This is a genomic window from Rhodococcus sp. K11/5, from assembly GCF_055193735.1.
In genome coordinates this window covers 820,977-836,060 of the sequence record NZ_CM143721.1, presented here as the reverse complement: position 1 = coordinate 836,060, position 15,084 = coordinate 820,977, and the positions used below count along the sequence as shown (strand labels likewise).

General features: G+C 68.5%; 17 protein-coding genes and 1 pseudogene. 14 read left to right on the top strand and 4 right to left on the bottom strand.

Features of this window, described 5'->3' with window-relative positions; genetic code table 11:
* Window positions 1–69: 69 nt before the first annotated feature.
* The 11 genes from ACY466_RS03975 (at window position 70) to ACY466_RS03925 (ending at window position 10,290) form a co-directional block, all read left to right on the top strand.
* On the top strand, window positions 70–351 hold the full coding sequence (locus tag ACY466_RS03975) for an SHOCT domain-containing protein (protein WP_072738923.1): 282 nt from the start codon (window positions 70–72) through the stop codon (window positions 349–351).
* Window positions 344–1,864 carry a multicopper oxidase family protein gene (locus ACY466_RS03970; protein ID WP_463250010.1) on the top strand — a complete coding sequence of 507 codons (1,521 nt, stop codon included), beginning with the start codon at window positions 344–346 and terminating at the stop codon, window positions 1,862–1,864. Before ACY466_RS03975 ends, ACY466_RS03970 begins: the two co-directional genes overlap by 8 nt.
* Window positions 1,865–1,941: 77 nt before the next feature.
* Window positions 1,942–2,580, top strand: coding sequence for a DUF305 domain-containing protein (locus ACY466_RS03965; protein ID WP_463250009.1), 639 nt, complete (start codon window positions 1,942–1,944; stop codon window positions 2,578–2,580).
* Window positions 2,581–2,632: 52 nt separating this feature from the next.
* Window positions 2,633–4,825 (top strand): copper-translocating P-type ATPase, encoded by a 2,193-nt coding sequence (locus tag ACY466_RS03960; protein ID WP_463250008.1) that lies wholly within the window; start codon window positions 2,633–2,635, stop codon window positions 4,823–4,825.
* 40 nt (window positions 4,826–4,865) lie between these two features.
* On the top strand, window positions 4,866–5,714 hold the full coding sequence (locus ACY466_RS03955) for a F510_1955 family glycosylhydrolase (RefSeq protein ID WP_072738926.1): 849 nt from the start codon (window positions 4,866–4,868) through the stop codon (window positions 5,712–5,714).
* Window positions 5,715–6,128: 414 nt separating this feature from the next.
* On the top strand, window positions 6,129–6,335 hold the full coding sequence (locus ACY466_RS03950; protein WP_463250006.1) for a heavy-metal-associated domain-containing protein: 207 nt from the start codon (window positions 6,129–6,131) through the stop codon (window positions 6,333–6,335).
* A gap of 52 nt (window positions 6,336–6,387) precedes the next feature.
* Complete coding sequence (locus ACY466_RS03945) at window positions 6,388–6,576, top strand: hypothetical protein (protein ID WP_072738928.1); 189 nt, start codon at window positions 6,388–6,390, stop codon at window positions 6,574–6,576.
* Between the two features lie 27 nt (window positions 6,577–6,603).
* Window positions 6,604–8,841: a heavy metal translocating P-type ATPase gene (locus ACY466_RS03940; protein WP_255314914.1), complete on the top strand. Its 2,238-nt coding sequence runs from the start codon at window positions 6,604–6,606 to the stop codon at window positions 8,839–8,841.
* A 304-nt stretch (window positions 8,842–9,145) separates the two neighbouring features.
* On the top strand, window positions 9,146–9,493 hold the full coding sequence (locus tag ACY466_RS03935) for a metal-sensitive transcriptional regulator (RefSeq protein ID WP_463252129.1): 348 nt from the start codon (window positions 9,146–9,148) through the stop codon (window positions 9,491–9,493).
* Between the two features lie 108 nt (window positions 9,494–9,601).
* Complete coding sequence (locus ACY466_RS03930) at window positions 9,602–9,955, top strand: type II toxin-antitoxin system RelE/ParE family toxin (protein WP_072738929.1); 354 nt, start codon at window positions 9,602–9,604, stop codon at window positions 9,953–9,955.
* A gap of 20 nt (window positions 9,956–9,975) precedes the next feature.
* Entirely contained in the window at window positions 9,976–10,290 is a 315-nt protein-coding gene (locus ACY466_RS03925) for a helix-turn-helix domain-containing protein (RefSeq protein WP_463250005.1), read from the top strand.
* Window positions 10,291–10,455: 165 nt separating this feature from the next.
* Here ACY466_RS03925 and ACY466_RS03920 read toward each other — a convergent pair whose 3' ends face one another.
* Together ACY466_RS03920 and ACY466_RS03915 are read right to left on the bottom strand one after the other, a co-directional pair.
* Window positions 10,456–10,986: a DUF2269 domain-containing protein gene (locus ACY466_RS03920; RefSeq protein WP_072739027.1), complete on the bottom strand. Its 531-nt coding sequence runs from the start codon at window positions 10,984–10,986 to the stop codon at window positions 10,456–10,458.
* A gap of 2 nt (window positions 10,987–10,988) precedes the next feature.
* Window positions 10,989–11,249 (bottom strand): hypothetical protein, encoded by a 261-nt coding sequence (locus tag ACY466_RS03915; protein ID WP_072738930.1) that lies wholly within the window; start codon window positions 11,247–11,249, stop codon window positions 10,989–10,991.
* 98 nt (window positions 11,250–11,347) lie between these two features.
* Between ACY466_RS03915 and ACY466_RS03910 the strand changes: the two genes are divergently transcribed.
* Both ACY466_RS03910 and ACY466_RS03905 read left to right on the top strand, forming a co-directional pair.
* The gene (locus ACY466_RS03910; protein WP_072738931.1) at window positions 11,348–11,917 is read left to right on the top strand and encodes a TetR/AcrR family transcriptional regulator; all 570 of its coding nucleotides are present in this window, start codon (window positions 11,348–11,350) and stop codon (window positions 11,915–11,917) included.
* A 249-nt stretch (window positions 11,918–12,166) separates the two neighbouring features.
* Window positions 12,167–12,328, top strand: a pseudogene (locus ACY466_RS03905) (heat-shock protein HtpX); the annotation flags it as partial.
* Window positions 12,329–12,401: 73 nt separating this feature from the next.
* Here the strand turns inward: ACY466_RS03905 and ACY466_RS03900 are convergent.
* Together ACY466_RS03900 and ACY466_RS03895 are read right to left on the bottom strand one after the other, a co-directional pair.
* Window positions 12,402–12,731 carry a DF family (seleno)protein gene (locus tag ACY466_RS03900; RefSeq protein ID WP_246442136.1) on the bottom strand — a complete coding sequence of 110 codons (330 nt, stop codon included), beginning with the start codon at window positions 12,729–12,731 and terminating at the stop codon, window positions 12,402–12,404.
* A gap of 14 nt (window positions 12,732–12,745) precedes the next feature.
* On the bottom strand, window positions 12,746–13,630 hold the full coding sequence (locus ACY466_RS03895) for a helix-turn-helix domain-containing GNAT family N-acetyltransferase (protein ID WP_395116306.1): 885 nt from the start codon (window positions 13,628–13,630) through the stop codon (window positions 12,746–12,748).
* 101 nt (window positions 13,631–13,731) lie between these two features.
* On the opposite strand from ACY466_RS03895, the gene ACY466_RS03890 reads away from it, so the two are divergent.
* Complete coding sequence (locus ACY466_RS03890; RefSeq protein ID WP_395116304.1) at window positions 13,732–15,081, top strand: FAD-dependent oxidoreductase; 1,350 nt, start codon at window positions 13,732–13,734, stop codon at window positions 15,079–15,081.
* The last annotated feature ends 3 nt before the right edge of the window (window positions 15,082–15,084 follow it).

Sequence of the window (15,084 nt, the reverse complement as noted above, 5' to 3'; positions counted from 1 at the left end):
TACGACCTCCACAGGAATCGGGGGGTACGGGCGTCAGGCTGAAGACATGAACGGAGAAAGGAGGCGATCATGATGGGCTGGGCAGGTGAGCTGACCTGGACCGGATGGGTCGTCATGGCCGTGTGCATGTTCGCGTTCTGGGCGGTGGTGCTCTATCTGGTGGCCATGATGTTCCGCACCGATCGTGTGAACGGGCCGGGCCGCGCCACCGTGGAGGCCGATCCGCTGCGGCTGCTCGAGGCACGGTTCGCCCGGGGCGACATCGACTCCGACGAATTCGTGGCCCGTCGGCAGGTGCTGACACAGACCACCGGCATGCCCGAATTCAGGCAGGGGCAGGGCCGTGGCTAGCGTGACCCGCCGATCCTTCCTTCTCGGCTCGGTCCTCGCCGGAGCCGGAATCGTGGCGGCCTGCTCCGGATCGGGCTCGCCGACCGGCGCCCCTGTGCAGCCGACGTCGAATGCGGTCCGCCGTGTCGAGCAGGCGCGCCGCCGCCCGGGCGGCCAGCAGGTGGTCTCGGCCCGGTTGACGCCGCGTCCGATCGAGGTGGACCTCGGCGGACGCATCGTCTCGACCTGGGGATACGACGACACTCTGCCCGGTCCGCTGATCCGGGCCCGCGCCGGAGACTTGCTGCGGGTGGAGGTGGACAACCAGCTGCCGGCGGAGACGAGTGTGCACTGGCACGGCCTGGCGTTGAGCAACGACATGGACGGGGTGCCCGGGCTGACCCAGGACCCCATCGCCCCCGGGGCCCGGTTCGCCTACGAGTTCACGGTCCCGGATCCGGGCACCTACTTCTACCACTCGCACTCCGGACTGCAGCTCGACCGCGGCCTCTACGGGCCCCTGGTCATCGACGACCCGAACGAGCCCGGCGGCTACGACCACGAATGGATCGTGGTGCTCGACGACTGGCTCGACGGCACCGGCCGCACCCCCGACGACGTGGCCCGCGACCTCGGCATCGGCGCCGCCACCGGTGACAGTGGCAACGGCGGGATGGGCGGCATGGACCACCGCGCCATGGACATGGACGGCATGGACATGGGCGAGGAAACCATGCTCTCCCCACTGCTCGGCGGCGCCGGAGACGTGACCTACCCGCACTTCCTCGTCGGCGGGCGCGTCCCCGAGGACCCGATCGTGTTCACCGCGACACCCGGGCAGCGGGCGCGGATCCGGTTCATCAACGCCGGCGCCGACACCGCCTTCCGCGTCGCGCTCGGCGGGCACCGGATGACCGTCACCCACACCGACGGCTTCCCGGTCGTGCCGCAGGACACCGACGCGCTGCTGCTGGGCATGGGCGAGCGTGTCGATGTGCTCGTCACCCTCGGCGACGGCGTCTTCCCGTTGTTCGCGCAGGCCGAAGGGAAGACCGGGCACGGGCAGGCCCTTGTACGCACCGCGGTCGGGGAGCTGCCCGCACAGACCCGCCCGGGCGAGCTGGACCGGCAGGTGCTGCTCGGCATCGACCTCGCGCCCCGGGAATATGTGCGCCTGGCCGAGAAAGAGCACGATGTGTATCACAGCGTGGACATGGGCGGGACCATGTCGCCGTACCGGTGGACCCTCAACGGCCGCGCCCACCCCGACATCCCGCCGTTGAACGTCAACGAAGGGCAGCGGGTGCGCATGCGGATGCGGAACATGTCGGACATGTTCCACCCGATGCACCTGCACGGGCACACTTTCGCGCTCACCGACACCGGCCTGCGCAAGGACACCGTCACGATCGGGCCGATGCGCACCGTGGAGATCGAATTCGACACCGACAACCCGGGCCAGTGGGCCCTGCACTGCCACAACGCGTATCACCAGGAAGCGGGAATGATGACCACCGTGTCCTACCTGGCCTGATCCCCGCCTGCCGACCGGCCGTGCCCGGGCCCCGGTGCCATGGCGGTCTGTGACCGTTCGAGAAAGGACCACATCCCATGAACAACAAGAAGATTCTCGCCGTCGGCGCCACCGCACTGGCGGTGGTGTTCGCCGCGGCCGCGTGCAGTGACACCGGGACCGACACCGACACCACCGTCGCGACCTCGCCCGCGACGACCTCGGCCACCACCTCGGCTACCGACGAGGCCGCGGCGCACAACGACGCCGACGTGATGTTCGCGCAGATGATGCTGCCGCACCACAGTCAGGCGATCGAGATGAGCGACATGCTGCTGGCCAAGCAGGACATCCCCGCCGACGTGACCGCCCTGGCAGAGCAGATCAAGGCCGCTCAGGGCCCGGAGATCGAACAACTCGAGTCCTGGCTCGGGCAGTGGGGCGAGCCCACCGAGATGCCCGAAACAGGCCACGACATGCCCGGCATGGAAGGTATGGAAGGTATGGAGGGGATGATGAGCGAGGAGGACATGCAGGCGCTGTCCGATGCGCAAGCCGCCGACGCCGCCCGACTGTTCCTCGAGCAGATGATCGCCCACCACGAAGGCGCCGTCGACATGGCGCAGACCGAGATCGAGGACGGACAGTTCCCCGACGCCGTCGAGATGGCCCGCACCATCGTCGACACCCAGCAGCAGGAGATCGAGACCATGCGTGAGCTGCTGAGCACCCTGTAACCACGCCCCGCCCGGTTCCTCTCGGCCCGTTCGCCATCCCAGGAGGCTTTCGATGTCGCACCAGCAGCACGGACACCCCCACCCGGACCCGGCGCCCGCCGGACACGTTCACGGCGCCGATGCCCAGAGCCCGCCCCCCGACGAGCACGATGCTCACCCCGGGCACGGCGAGCACCTCGCCCACGTCGGACCGGGTGAGCACACCGGGCACGATCGGCACGCCGGGCACGATGGTCACGATCGGCACGCCGGGCACGGTGCACACGGGGAGATGTTCCGCCGCCGGTTCTGGGTGTCGCTGGTGCTGGCGATACCGGTGGTGTTCTTCAGTCACATGGTCGCCGACCTGCTCGGCTACACCATGCCGGACTTCCCCGGCGCCATGTGGATTCCCCCGGTGCTGGGCACGGTGATCTTCGTCTACGGCGGCATGCCGTTCCTCACCGGAGGCTGGGCCGAACTCCGCTCACGCCGGCCCGGGATGATGCTGCTGATCGCCATGGCGATCAGCGTCGCGTTCCTCGCGTCCTGGGTCACCACCTTGGGTCTCGGCGGGTTCAACCTGGACTTCTGGTGGGAACTGGCCCTGCTGATCGTGATCATGCTGCTCGGGCATTGGCTCGAAATGCGTGCCCTCGGCTCCGCCTCCGGCGCCCTCGACGCACTCGCCGCGATGCTGCCGGACACCGCCGAGAAGATCACCGAGACCGGCACCACCGACGTGCCCTTGTCGGAACTGGCGCTCGGGGATCTGGTGCTGGTGCGCGCCGGAGCCCGGGTGCCCGCCGACGGCACCGTCACCGACGGCCGCGCCGAAGTCGACGAATCGATGATCACCGGCGAATCCAAGACCGTGGTTCGCGAAGTGGGTGACACGGTGGTCGCCGGCACCGTCGCGACCGACAGCGCCCTGCGGGTGCGCATCACCGCGGTCGGCGAGAACACGGCCCTGGCCGGTATCCAGCGGATGGTCGCCGACGCGCAGGCCTCCTCGTCGCGTGCGCAAGCATTGGCGGACAAGGCCGCGGCGTTCCTGTTCTACTTCGCCACCATCGCGGGCGTTCTCACCTTCGCGATCTGGACGCTGCTCGTCGGTAACGTCGACGAAGCGGTGGTCCGTACCGTCACCGTGCTCGTCATCGCCTGCCCCCACGCTCTCGGATTGGCGATCCCGCTGGTGATCGCGATCTCCACCGAACGCGCCGCCAAATCCGGGGTGCTGGTCAAAGACCGGCTCTCGCTCGAACGCATGCGCACCGTCGACGTGGTCCTGTTCGACAAGACCGGCACCTTGACCCAGGGCCGGCATCAGGTCACCGGCGTCGCCAGCGCCCACCAGATCACCGACGAGCACCTGCTCGCGCTGGCTGCGGCCGTCGAAGCCGACAGTGAACACCCCGTCGCCCGGGCCATCGTCGCCGCCGCCGAGACCCGTGTCCCAGCAGACGAGCGGATCGCCGCCACCGACTTCCGGTCGCTGCCCGGCCGCGGGGTGCGCGCCCTCGTCGACGGCACCGAAATCACCATCGGCGGCCCGGCCATGCTCAGCGATCTGCGGTTGTCGGTGCCCGCCGACGTCACCGCCGTGACCGGGCAGTGGGTGGCGCGCGGAGCCTCGGTGCTGCACCTCGCCGAAGGGGACCGAGTCCTCGGGGCCATCGCGCTCGAAGACGCCGTCCGCGAGGAATCCCGTCAGGCCATCGACGCCCTGCACGCCCGCGGGGTCAAGGTCGCCATGATCACCGGCGACGCCCGGCAGGTCGCCGACGCCGTGGCAGCCGACCTCGGGATCGACGAAGTCTTCGCCGAGGTGCTGCCCGAGCACAAGGACGGCAAGGTCACCGAACTGCAGCAGCGCGGGCACACGGTCGCCATGGTCGGCGACGGCGTCAACGACGCCCCTGCCCTGGCCCGCGCCGATGTCGGTGTCGCGATCGGCGCCGGCACCGATGTGGCCATCGAATCCGCCGGGGTCGTGCTCGCAGCGAACGATCCGCGAGCGGTGCTCTCGATCATCGCACTCTCGCATGCCAGCTATCGCAAGATGTGGCAGAACCTGGTGTGGGCCACCGGCTACAACATCATCGCCGTGCCCTTGGCCGCGGGTGTGCTCGCGTTCGCCGGCGTCGCGATCTCTCCCGCGGTCGCCGCGATTCTCATGTCCGTCTCGACCATCGTCGTGGCGCTCAACGCCCAACTGTTGCGCCGCCTCGACCTCGACCCCAGCCGTCTGGCTCACACCTGAGCCGGTCACCCGATCGATCCGAAACGAGTTCCTGCTTCTCATGTCGAGTTTTCCCCTGCGCCGGTGGGCGCATGTCCTGGTGCCTGTTGCTGCCGCGGCGGTGCTTGCCGGTTGTGCGACCGGCGAGCAACCCGCAGCATCAGCGGGTTCGGCTTCGTCCCCCGTGGCCTCGGAGGTGCCCGGCGTCGCGTTGGAACCGGCACTCGATCATCTGCACGGTCTGCACCTCGATTCCGGCGGTGTGGTGCTGGCCGGTACCCACACCGGCCTCGTCGAGATCACCGCGAACGGGCGCACCACCCGCGTCGGTGACTCCGACGACGACTTCATGGGACTGACCGGGACGCCGGGCACCGACCGTCTGTTCGCGTCCGGGCATCCGGGTCCGTCGAGTTCGGCGCCGAATCCGTTAGGGCTGATCGACAGCACTGATCGCGGCCGCACCTGGACGCCGAAATCCTTGACCGGCGAGGTGGATTTTCACGCCTTGGCCACCGACGGTGAACTGCTGGTCGGCTTCGACGGCGTGACCGGATTGCTGATCTCCACCGACGGTGGCAGCAGCTGGACCGCGGGCGCTCCGGTGGCTGCGGCCGCGCTCGCCGTCACCGACGCCGGGGTGTGGGCGAGCACCACCGCCGGGCTGCAGCACAGCACCGACGGCGGGCGCACCTTCACTGTGGTGCCGGACGCCCCACCGCTGGCGTTGCTGTCTGCCGCGCAGGACGGCTCAGTGTGGGGCATCGACACGGCCGGCGCTGCGTGGCGCAGCCGTACTGGCCAGAGTTGGGAGCAGCATGCGGTGCTCGGGCCGGTCGAAGCAGTGCTCGCCGTCGACTTCGACACTGCCTACGCCGCGACCGCGCAGATGCTCTATCCGCTGAACTGACCCCGGTGAGCAGTGGCCCGGGCCCTGCGGAACTGCAGACACATTCCAGTGGGGACCACGCGGTCCCAGCGTGGTCCTCTCCGATGTACCGGCCGGCAGCAACTGCGGCCCCCAATACTGCGCCGACCCCAACACTGCGCAACAGATACGGGTAAGGGGTATCTCTGACCTGAACGAAGCAAAGAAGCCCGGTTGAGGCGCGGGACGGGTCCTATCCGTCTTGATTCCTGAAAATACCTTTGCAGACACTCCTTTCGGTGCACGGAGTACAACGGCTCGACCGCAGCGAACGCAGGGCAACATCATCTCCATTGCATACCCTAGGGGGGTATTGTAAAAATGGCTGTGGTTCCGACCAGGAGACTGCCCCGACACGGATTCTGTGTCCCCCATCGATCGAGAAGAGGTTTCGACATGAGCACCACCACCATCACCGTGACCGGCATGACCTGCGGACACTGCGCCTCGTCGGTCCGTGAAGAAATCGGCCGGATTCCCCAGGTAACCGGTGTGAACGTCGATGTGGCCAGCGGCCGGGTCGAGATCGACTCGTCGGCCGAGGTCGACCGTGCCGTCATCGCCGCAGCAGTCAACGAAGCCGGCTACCAGCTCGCCGACTGACAACCCGCTCGAGTCAACCCCACCTATCGGACCCGGACAGGAGATTCTCACGATGAAGGCGTCATCGAAGTTTGCTGGATTCACCGCCGGACTGGCCGTGGTCTTCGCACTCGCCTTCGGGGCAGGCGCTGCGTTCGGCCCCGAGGCCACCCCGACGACCCACACCGACACCACACCCACGCTCGACACCACACCCACGCTCGACACCACCGATCCGGCTCCTGCCGGGCACGGACACTGACCATCGCAGTTCGAGAGGAGCACACAGGTGAATCCCGTCACGCATCCCGCCGACGGCCGGATCGAACTCGATATAGGGGGCATGACCTGCGCGTCCTGCGCCAACCGGATCGAGCGGAAGCTCAACAAGATGGACGGCGTCACGGCCTCGGTGAACTATGCGACCGAGAAGGCACGTGTCGACTATGTCGGTGACATCTCGGCATCCGACCTGGTCGCCTCCGTCGAGCAGGCCGGATACACGGCTTCGGTTCCTGCGCCCCCCACCGCCACCGAATCCGCACCCGCTGCGCAACCCGATCCGACCGCCGCTCTCCGACAGCGGCTACTGGTTTCGCTGGTCCTCAGCGTCCCGGTGATCGCCATGGCCATGATCCCGGCATTGCAGTTCCCGAACTGGCAGTGGCTTTCGCTCACCCTCGCTGCCCCGGTGGTCGTGTGGGGTGCATGGCCGTTCCACAAGGCCGCCTACATCAATCTCCGGCACGGTACCGCCACCATGGACACCCTGGTGTCCATCGGCACCCTCGCAGCTCTCGGCTGGTCGATCTACGCGCTGTTCTGGGGCACCGCCGGCGTGACCGGCATGACGCACCCCTTCGAATTCACCATCGCCCGAACCGATGGCACCGGCAACATCTATCTCGAGGCCGCTGCCGGGGTCACCACCTTCATCCTCGCCGGCCGGTATTTCGAGGCTCGCGCCAAACGCCGCGCCGGCGCCGCACTGCGCGCCTTGCTCGACCTCGGCGCCAAGGAAGTCTCGATTCTCCGGGACGGAGTCGAACAACGCATCCCGGTCGATCAGCTCACCGTCGGCGACGAGTTCGTAGTCCGCCCCGGAGAGAAGATCGCCACCGACGGTGTCGTCGTCGACGGCTCTTCCGCAGTGGATGCAGCCATGATCACCGGCGAATCCGTCCCGGTGGAAGTCGGTCCGGACGACCAGGTCGTCGGTGCCACCGTCAACGTGGGCGGACGAATCCTCGTGCGCGCCACCCGCGTGGGATCCGACACGCAGCTCGCCCAGATGGCCCGGCTCGTCGAGGACGCCCAAACGGGGAAGGCCCAGGCCCAGCGGCTGGCCGACAGAATTTCCGGGATCTTCGTCCCGATCGTGATCGCCCTGGCGGTGGCCACCCTCGGATTCTGGCTCGGCACCGGCGGCTCGGTCGCCGCCGCGTTCACCGCCGCCGTCGCCGTGCTGATCATCGCGTGCCCCTGCGCCCTCGGCCTGGCAACCCCGACCGCATTGATGGTCGGTACCGGCCGCGGCGCCCAGCTCGGCATCCTGATCAAGGGCCCCGAGGTGCTGGAGTCCACCCGGCGAATCGACACCGTCGTGCTCGACAAGACCGGAACGGTCACCACCGGCAAGATGACCCTGCTCGACGTGATCACCGCCGAGGGCGAGGACACAGCCGAGGTACTCCGGCTCGCCGGGGCAGTGGAGGACTCCTCCGAGCACCCCATCGCACAGGCCATCGCCAAGGGCGCCCGAGATCAGGTGGGTGGCCTGCCGGCAGTGCAGCAATTCGCCAACCTCGAGGGACTTGGGGTGCAGGGCACAGTGGACGGTCATGCGGTACTCGTCGGCCGCACGCGACTGCTCGCCGACTACGCGCATCACCTGCCCGATGACCTCGCCGACGCCATGCAGGCCGCCGAAGCCGATGGCAAGACCGCCGTCGCAGTCGGCTGGGACGGTGCCGCCCGCGCGGTCCTGGTGGTCGCGGACGCCGTCAAACCGACCTCCGCCGAAGCAATCACCCAGCTGCGCGGTCTCGGGCTGACGCCGATCATGCTGACCGGAGACAACGCCGCTGCAGCCCGGACCATCGCAGGTGAAGTCGGGATCGACGAGGTCATTGCGGAGGTTCTGCCTGCGGAGAAGGTCGACGTCGTCAAGCGTCTCCAGGATCAGGGCAAGGTCGTCGCCATGGTCGGCGACGGGATCAACGACGCCGCCGCCCTCGCCCAGGCCGATCTCGGGCTCGCGATGGGCACCGGCACCGACGTCGCGATCGAGGCCAGCGATCTGACACTCGTCCGCGGTGACCTGCGGGCGGCAGCGGATGCGATCCGCCTGTCCCGTCGCACCCTCGGCACCATCAAGGGCAACTTGTTCTGGGCCTTCGCCTACAACGTCGCCGCACTGCCACTGGCGGCGATGGGTCTGCTCAACCCGATGATCGCGGGCGCCGCCATGGCCTTCTCGTCGGTGTTCGTGGTCAGCAACAGCCTGCGACTGCGCCGATTCCACTGAACCGCACGGTAATCGGACCGGAAGCACCCGAAGACACACGGGAACCGGTGTGTGGCGCGCCGCGCCACACACCTGCCTCGTTCAGCACCGCACGACCAGGAGAAAGAACATGTCGACAGTGACCACGGCTCTGCTCCGGATCGTCCGCCATCCCGCCGCCCGGGCGGCGGCCCGGTGCGCAGCCGGGTGCGCCGCAGCGGCGATCGGCCACCGCGTGGAGGATTCGCACCTGAACCGTCCGCATACCCCCCGACGGACATAATCGACGATGCCCGCCGTGACAGCCGGATTCCAGGAGGACACCATGGCCACCCCCACCCCCGCGGCCACACCACCCGAGGCTCCCGAAGCCGACTGCCATGAGCACGCGGGACACGGATACATCACCGCCAAGGACGACTACCTCAAACGACTCAAGCGCATCGAGGGCCAGGCCCGCGGACTCCAGCGCATGGCCGAAGACGAGAAGTACTGCATCGACATCCTCACGCAGGTCTCGGCGATGACCAAGGCTCTGCAGGCCGTCGCGATGGGCCTGCTCGAAGACCACATCAGTCACTGCGTCGTCGACGCCGCCGTCGCCGGCGGACCGGAAGCGGACGCGAAGATCAAGGAAGCCACCGACGCCATCGCCCGTTTAGTCCGGTCCTGACCGGAGTATGTGAGGCGCACCTCTACCAAAAATAGAAGTTCAGCGTTATATTGTTGGTGGCTCACTGGCCACGAAGGGTCACACAGGATTGCGGAGGTCGGTCGGTCCATGGAGTGCGAGGTTGTGCTCCTGGACGACGTGGAGCAGTGGTACCTCCGTCTGGTCGAATCCGATGACGGCGACGCGGCTGCTGTCACCGCCGCCATTGATTACTTGGAACGTGAAGGGCCGACGTTGGGTCGGCCTGTGGTGGACAAGGTCAAAGGTTCCCGAGTCCACAATATGAAAGAGCTGCGCCCCAGTGGAACCTCCATCCGGATCCTGTTCGTGTTCGATCCCCAGCGGCAGGCGGTCCTGCTGATCGCAGGAGACAAGGCCGGCGAATGGAAACAGTGGTACATCGACAACATCCCCATAGCCGAGGATCGCTACGACATGTGGCTCGAAGAGCAAAAACGCTAAGGCACCAGGAGGTGTGGAACATGGCTCGACACTGGCGCGAGGTGCGGGCGGAGGTCGCCGAGAAACTCGATAAGCAGGCCGTCAGCAATGCCAGCAAGACGATGCAGGAAGAAGTCCGGGCCCACCGTTTGGTGGAGATCCGTCGCGAGCAAGGGTGGACTCGTCAGGACGCGGTGGCCGAGGTGATGGGGATCTCCCAGTCCCGGGTCTCCCAGATCGAGCGAGGCGACCTTCGGCACACCCAGCTCGGCACTCTGGAGTCCTATGTGGAAGCTCTCGGCGGTCACCTGCGCGTCGTCGCCGATTTCGGCGACCGCTCCCTGACCTTGGGTTGAGGACTGACACCGGCCCAGACGCTCTGCGGCACGAGGACTGGCGGTAGGGGCCGCTCCGCCCAAGATCCCACGTTCGCCTCCTGGCGCTTGGTGACACGGAATGGGGGAATCGCGCCTTGGGCGTGCCTTCTCGGGGCCTGTCAGGCAGAACGTCGCGACCGCGACTCAGGCGGACACACTGGGCGCCGCCCGGTTCCGCAGTGCCCTGCGGTGCCCGTATGCGGTCATCCCGCGCGGCTTGTATACCGCCAGCACCAGCGCAGCGAGCACCACGATCAGCGCGGCGGTGGCATGAACCAGATGGGCCGGATCCTGCAGGACGGCCCGGTCGGCCTCTGACCAGGTCGGCTGCGCCGCGACGGTCGCGGCGTGTTCGATCGAGCGGGTGTAGAGCACCAGAACGACAGCGGCGACCAGGTTGAGCACCAGCTTGAACAGCACCCAGTAGTGGCGCAGCAACCCCCACGCGGTGCCGAGCGAGCAGATCAACCCGGTGACCAATGAGGCCACCGCGAACGGCAGCAGCATCGCGTCGGCGAGCATCGCCATCACCTGATAGCTCCCGCGTACCTGTTCCGGATCGGCGCTGATCAACGTGGCCGCAGCCACCACAAGATAGGTGATGACGGCGCCGAGCCATCCTCCCGAGGCACCGATGTGCACGGCTCGCGCGAGGGTGCGCGCCCGTGGCGTCATCGTCACCGCAGGATCGGTCCGGTCCATGTGTCCGGTGAGGACTCGACGCCGTCGGCGCTGATCATCGGGTGCATCACCGCGGCAGGAGCGGACAGATGCCGGCCCGGACCGTGGTTGCCGCCACTGAGCAGCATCACGGCGACGACCAGCACGATGAGAACGCCGACGACGACGGCGACCACCTTCACCCAGCGTGGCGTGCGGTGTTCCGGGCCGCCGACAGTGCGGCGCGGTGGCGGTGAGGTGGGAGTGGGATCGGTCACCGGCGGTAGCCCCCTCAACACAAAGACGACTCTTTCGATACACACTGTCACAGACGACATCAGTGTGTCGATATGGCGCCACTGCGTATGCTTCGGGGGTGCCGAAGCTATGGAACGAGACCATCGCCTCGCATCGCCGTGCGGTGCGGGAAGCGACCATGGACGCGGCCGCGGCAGTGGTTGCCGAGTCCGGACTCGCCGCGGTGACGATGTCGAAGATCGCCGAACGCACCGGGACCGGCCGGGCCACGCTGTACAAGTACTTCGCCGACGTCGACGCTGTCCTGTCCGCCTGGCACGAACGCCAGATCACCGGTCATCTGCACCATCTCGCTGAGATCCGCGATCACGCCGCCGGCCCCGGTGCCCGGCTCGCGGCGGTGCTCGCGGCATATGCCCAGATCCTCGCTCATCATCCCGGCGGGGCGATCGCGGCCGGGCTGCATCGCGGTGAGCACACGGTGGACGCCCAGCAACGTCTGCACGAATTCGTCCGAGACCTGCTCACCGACGCAGCGGGGGCGGGTGAAATCCGCGACGATGCCACTGCCGATGAGCTGACCCGATACGTGCTGCACGCAATCTCGGCGGCCGAAGGGCTCGACTCACCCGCTGCCGTGCGCCGGCTTGTTGCGATCATCCTGACCGGGCTGGAACCACAGCGCTGACCGCACTCTCGTACTGCCGACCGAAGGCAGGTGCGGGTCTCGGGCCGGGTCGGCGGGCGCAAGAGACAGCAGATCGCCACGATCCGCCGCGGTGACGCCGAGGTCGGCGAGCGTTCGCCGCTCCGCCCGGGCCGACAACGTCGGTGCTGTCGACGGTGGCGTGCGACAGTAGCCCCTTCCCGAAGATATGCGCTACCTCGACTGATCGATCCGGACGACGAGTCGCTCGAGACGGTGCGCGACATTCGCGGTGACACGTGCCCGGTGGTTTCCGGGCACGTCGTATCGGGATGGGGTGCTCAAGGATCCGGCCGGCCGAGGGGTGGGGGCGGTGCGTCCGATCCGCGACGAGATCAAGTCAAGGTCGAGGCGCTGATCGCCGAGCTCGTTCTCGACGTCGCCCGCGCCTGAGTGTCCTGGCACTCTCGATGACCTGATCGTCGCCGGGTCGACGCCTGTTGGGAGTCCATCGGCGGTGCACCGCTCACACGTGCGACACCGGATCCCTACCGAGCCGCAGCACGGTGATCAGATCGGCGGTGCTAGGGGCACCCTCGAGCCCGTCGGCGGTGCGGTAGACGCGGCAGGTCAACCCGACACCGTCGGTGGGGCCGAACGGATCGGTCCCGTCGATGCGGATGGTCGGGGATCCGGGGAAGGCGGCGCGCTCGGCGGCCTCCGGGGTCTCGATACGGCGCAGCCGGATCGGGGTACCGGCGTTGCCGGTCGCGGCCAGGGCCTCGGCGAGGCGGCCCCGGGCCTCCTCCCAGTTCGGGCAGCCGTCGAAGTACAGCAGTTCGATGTCCATCTTCATCTGAGTCGCTTTCACTAGTTCTCGGCGGCGGAAACGGCCTCGGAGCGGCGTTCGAGCAGCACCGTGTCGCGCCAGATGCCGTCTAGCCGGCCGATACGTTCGCGTACACCCACGGTGCGGAAGCCCGCCGAATGGTGCAGCGCCAGGCTGGCCCGGTTCTCCGGGAAGATCGAGGTCTGCAACGTCCACAACCCGGCCGCATCGGCGGCGATGACCTGGGTGCGCAGCAGGGCCTTGCCGACGCCGCGCCCGCGCATGCCGTCGCCGACATACACCGAGTTCTCGGCTACCCCGCGGTAGCACTCGCGGGTCGACACCGGGCTCAACGCCGCCCAGCCGACCACCTGACCGTCGATCTCGGCGACCCAGCGATGCTCGGGCAGCCACTGCTGCTCGAGATGGTTGCGGCTGGGGGCCTCGGTGGTGAACGTCGCGGTGCCGGTGGCGATGCCGTCGCCGTAGATGCGGCGCACCGCCTCCCAGTCACCGCCTGCGAGTGGGCGCACGGCCACGTCGGCGGGGACGTCCTCGGGGCAGCACGGGCGGGCGGTGAGCACCCCCATGACCGCGTCGGCGGCACTGGGCAGGTCGCTGCAGCAGCTCGGGTTGATCCGCACCACGGTGCTGGTGCCGTGTTTTCCGGTGGTGACGAAGCCGACGTCGGCGAGTTTGCGGACGTGATGGGAGATGGTGGGCTGGCCGATCCCGAGCCTGTCGGCGAGTTCGCCGACGGTGATGCCGGACGGATGGGCGGCGACGTGGTGCAGCAGCCGCACCCGGGTGGGTTCGGCCAGGCAGGCGAACCATCCGGCGTAGGTGGCCGCGTCCTGCGGGCTCAGGGCGTCGAGGTCCACCTCCGCGCCGGGGGTCGCCGTGAGCGGTAGGCCGAGTGCTGTCATACCCCCACTATATCGATCGGCATCGATTGTTGCATACATCGACGACCGTCGATACTCTGACAGCAACTTAGATCGATACCCGTCGATGAAAGGATCCTGTCATGAGCGAGTTGCCCGTCGTCGTCGTAGGGGCCGGACCGATCGGCCTGGCCGCCGCCGCCCACCTGCGCGAACGCGGCCTCGAACCGCTGGTGCTCGAACGCGGCGACGTTGCCGGAGCCGCAGTGGCGCAGTGGCGCAGTGTCCGCACCTTCTCCCGCTGGGCCGAACTGATCGACCCCGCCGCCCGCCGCCTCCTCGACACCACCGGCTGGCAGGCCCCCGACGACGACGCGTACCCCACCGGCCAGGCCTGGGCCGGGCAGTACCTGACCCCACTGGCGGATGCTCTCGGTGACGCGGTCCGCCTCGATCACGAGGTCGTCGGCATCGCCCGCCGCGGCCGCGACCGCATCGTCGACGCCGGCCGCGACACCGAACCACTGTCGGTGCACGTGCGCCACCGCGACGGCACCGAAACCCGACTGCTCGCCCGCGCCGTCCTCGATGCCTCCGGCACCTGGGGCACTCCCAACCCGCTCGGCGGCGAAGGCCTGCCCGCCCTCGGTGAACGCGCCGCAGCCGAGAAGATCACTTACCGCGTCCCCGACCTGGGCGACGATGCGGTGCACACTCGCTACGCCGGCCGGCACACCGTCATCGCCGGTAGCGGCCACTCGGCGCTCAACGCGATAGTGGCGCTGGCCGAGCTCGCCCGCACCGTCTCCGGCACCCGGCTGACCTGGGCGGTGCGCCGCGGTGAGGTCGGCGCCGCGTTCGGTGGCGGCCAGGACGACCAGCTGCCCGCCCGCGGCGCCCTCGGGCTGCGCGCCAAGACGGCCGTCGACGACGGGCTGCTCACCGTGGTCACCGGGTTCCGCACCGCCGCCGTCGAACCCGCCACCGACGGTCAGGTCGTCATGGTGTCCGATACCGGCGCCCGCATCGAGGCGGTGGACGAGGTCATCGCCTCTACCGGCTTCCGGCCGGACCTGTCGTGGCTCTCGGAGATCCGTCTCGACCTCGATCCGGTGCTGCAGGCCCCGACTGCCTTGGCCCCGTTGATCGACCCGAACGTGCACTCGTGCGGGACCGTCTACCCGCATGGGGCCGCCGAGCTCACCCACCCCGAACCGGGCTTCTATGTGGTCGGGATGAAGAGCTACGGGCGGGCCCCGACGTTCCTGGCGATGACCGGCTACGAGCAGGTCCGCAGCATCGCCGCCGCCCTGGCCGGTGATCATGATGCCGCGGCCCGCGTCGAGCTGGTCCTGCCCGAGACGGGGGTGTGCGGCGGCGCCGGAGTGTTCGACGACCCCGCCGCCGACACCGCCACCGAGGCCGCGGCCGGTGGGTGCTGCGGTGCGCCCGAGCCGGAGTTGGTCACTCTCTCCGCCCGCACCGGCGGATAGCGC

What these genes read in the sequence shown, in the direction of transcription:
- ACY466_RS03975 (WP_072738923.1), top strand. Translation starts at nt 70, where the DNA reads ATGATGGGCTGGGCAGGTGAGCTGACCTGGACCGGATGGGTCGTCATG.
- ACY466_RS03965 (WP_463250009.1), top strand. Translation starts at nt 1,942, where the DNA reads ATGAACAACAAGAAGATTCTCGCCGTCGGCGCCACCGCACTGGCGGTG.
- ACY466_RS03960 (WP_463250008.1), top strand. Translation starts at nt 2,633, where the DNA reads ATGTCGCACCAGCAGCACGGACACCCCCACCCGGACCCGGCGCCCGCC.
- ACY466_RS03955 (WP_072738926.1), top strand. Translation starts at nt 4,866, where the DNA reads ATGTCGAGTTTTCCCCTGCGCCGGTGGGCGCATGTCCTGGTGCCTGTT.
- ACY466_RS03950 (WP_463250006.1), top strand. Translation starts at nt 6,129, where the DNA reads ATGAGCACCACCACCATCACCGTGACCGGCATGACCTGCGGACACTGC.
- ACY466_RS03945 (WP_072738928.1), top strand. Translation starts at nt 6,388, where the DNA reads ATGAAGGCGTCATCGAAGTTTGCTGGATTCACCGCCGGACTGGCCGTG.
- ACY466_RS03935 (WP_463252129.1), top strand. Translation starts at nt 9,146, where the DNA reads ATGGCCACCCCCACCCCCGCGGCCACACCACCCGAGGCTCCCGAAGCC.
- ACY466_RS03930 (WP_072738929.1), top strand. Translation starts at nt 9,602, where the DNA reads ATGGAGTGCGAGGTTGTGCTCCTGGACGACGTGGAGCAGTGGTACCTC.
- ACY466_RS03925 (WP_463250005.1), top strand. Translation starts at nt 9,976, where the DNA reads ATGGCTCGACACTGGCGCGAGGTGCGGGCGGAGGTCGCCGAGAAACTC.
- ACY466_RS03920 (WP_072739027.1), bottom strand. Translation starts at nt 10,986, where the DNA reads ATGACGCCACGGGCGCGCACCCTCGCGCGAGCCGTGCACATCGGTGCC.
- ACY466_RS03900 (WP_246442136.1), bottom strand. Translation starts at nt 12,731, where the DNA reads ATGAAGATGGACATCGAACTGCTGTACTTCGACGGCTGCCCGAACTGG.
- ACY466_RS03895 (WP_395116306.1), bottom strand. Translation starts at nt 13,630, where the DNA reads ATGACAGCACTCGGCCTACCGCTCACGGCGACCCCCGGCGCGGAGGTG.
- ACY466_RS03890 (WP_395116304.1), top strand. Translation starts at nt 13,732, where the DNA reads ATGAGCGAGTTGCCCGTCGTCGTCGTAGGGGCCGGACCGATCGGCCTG.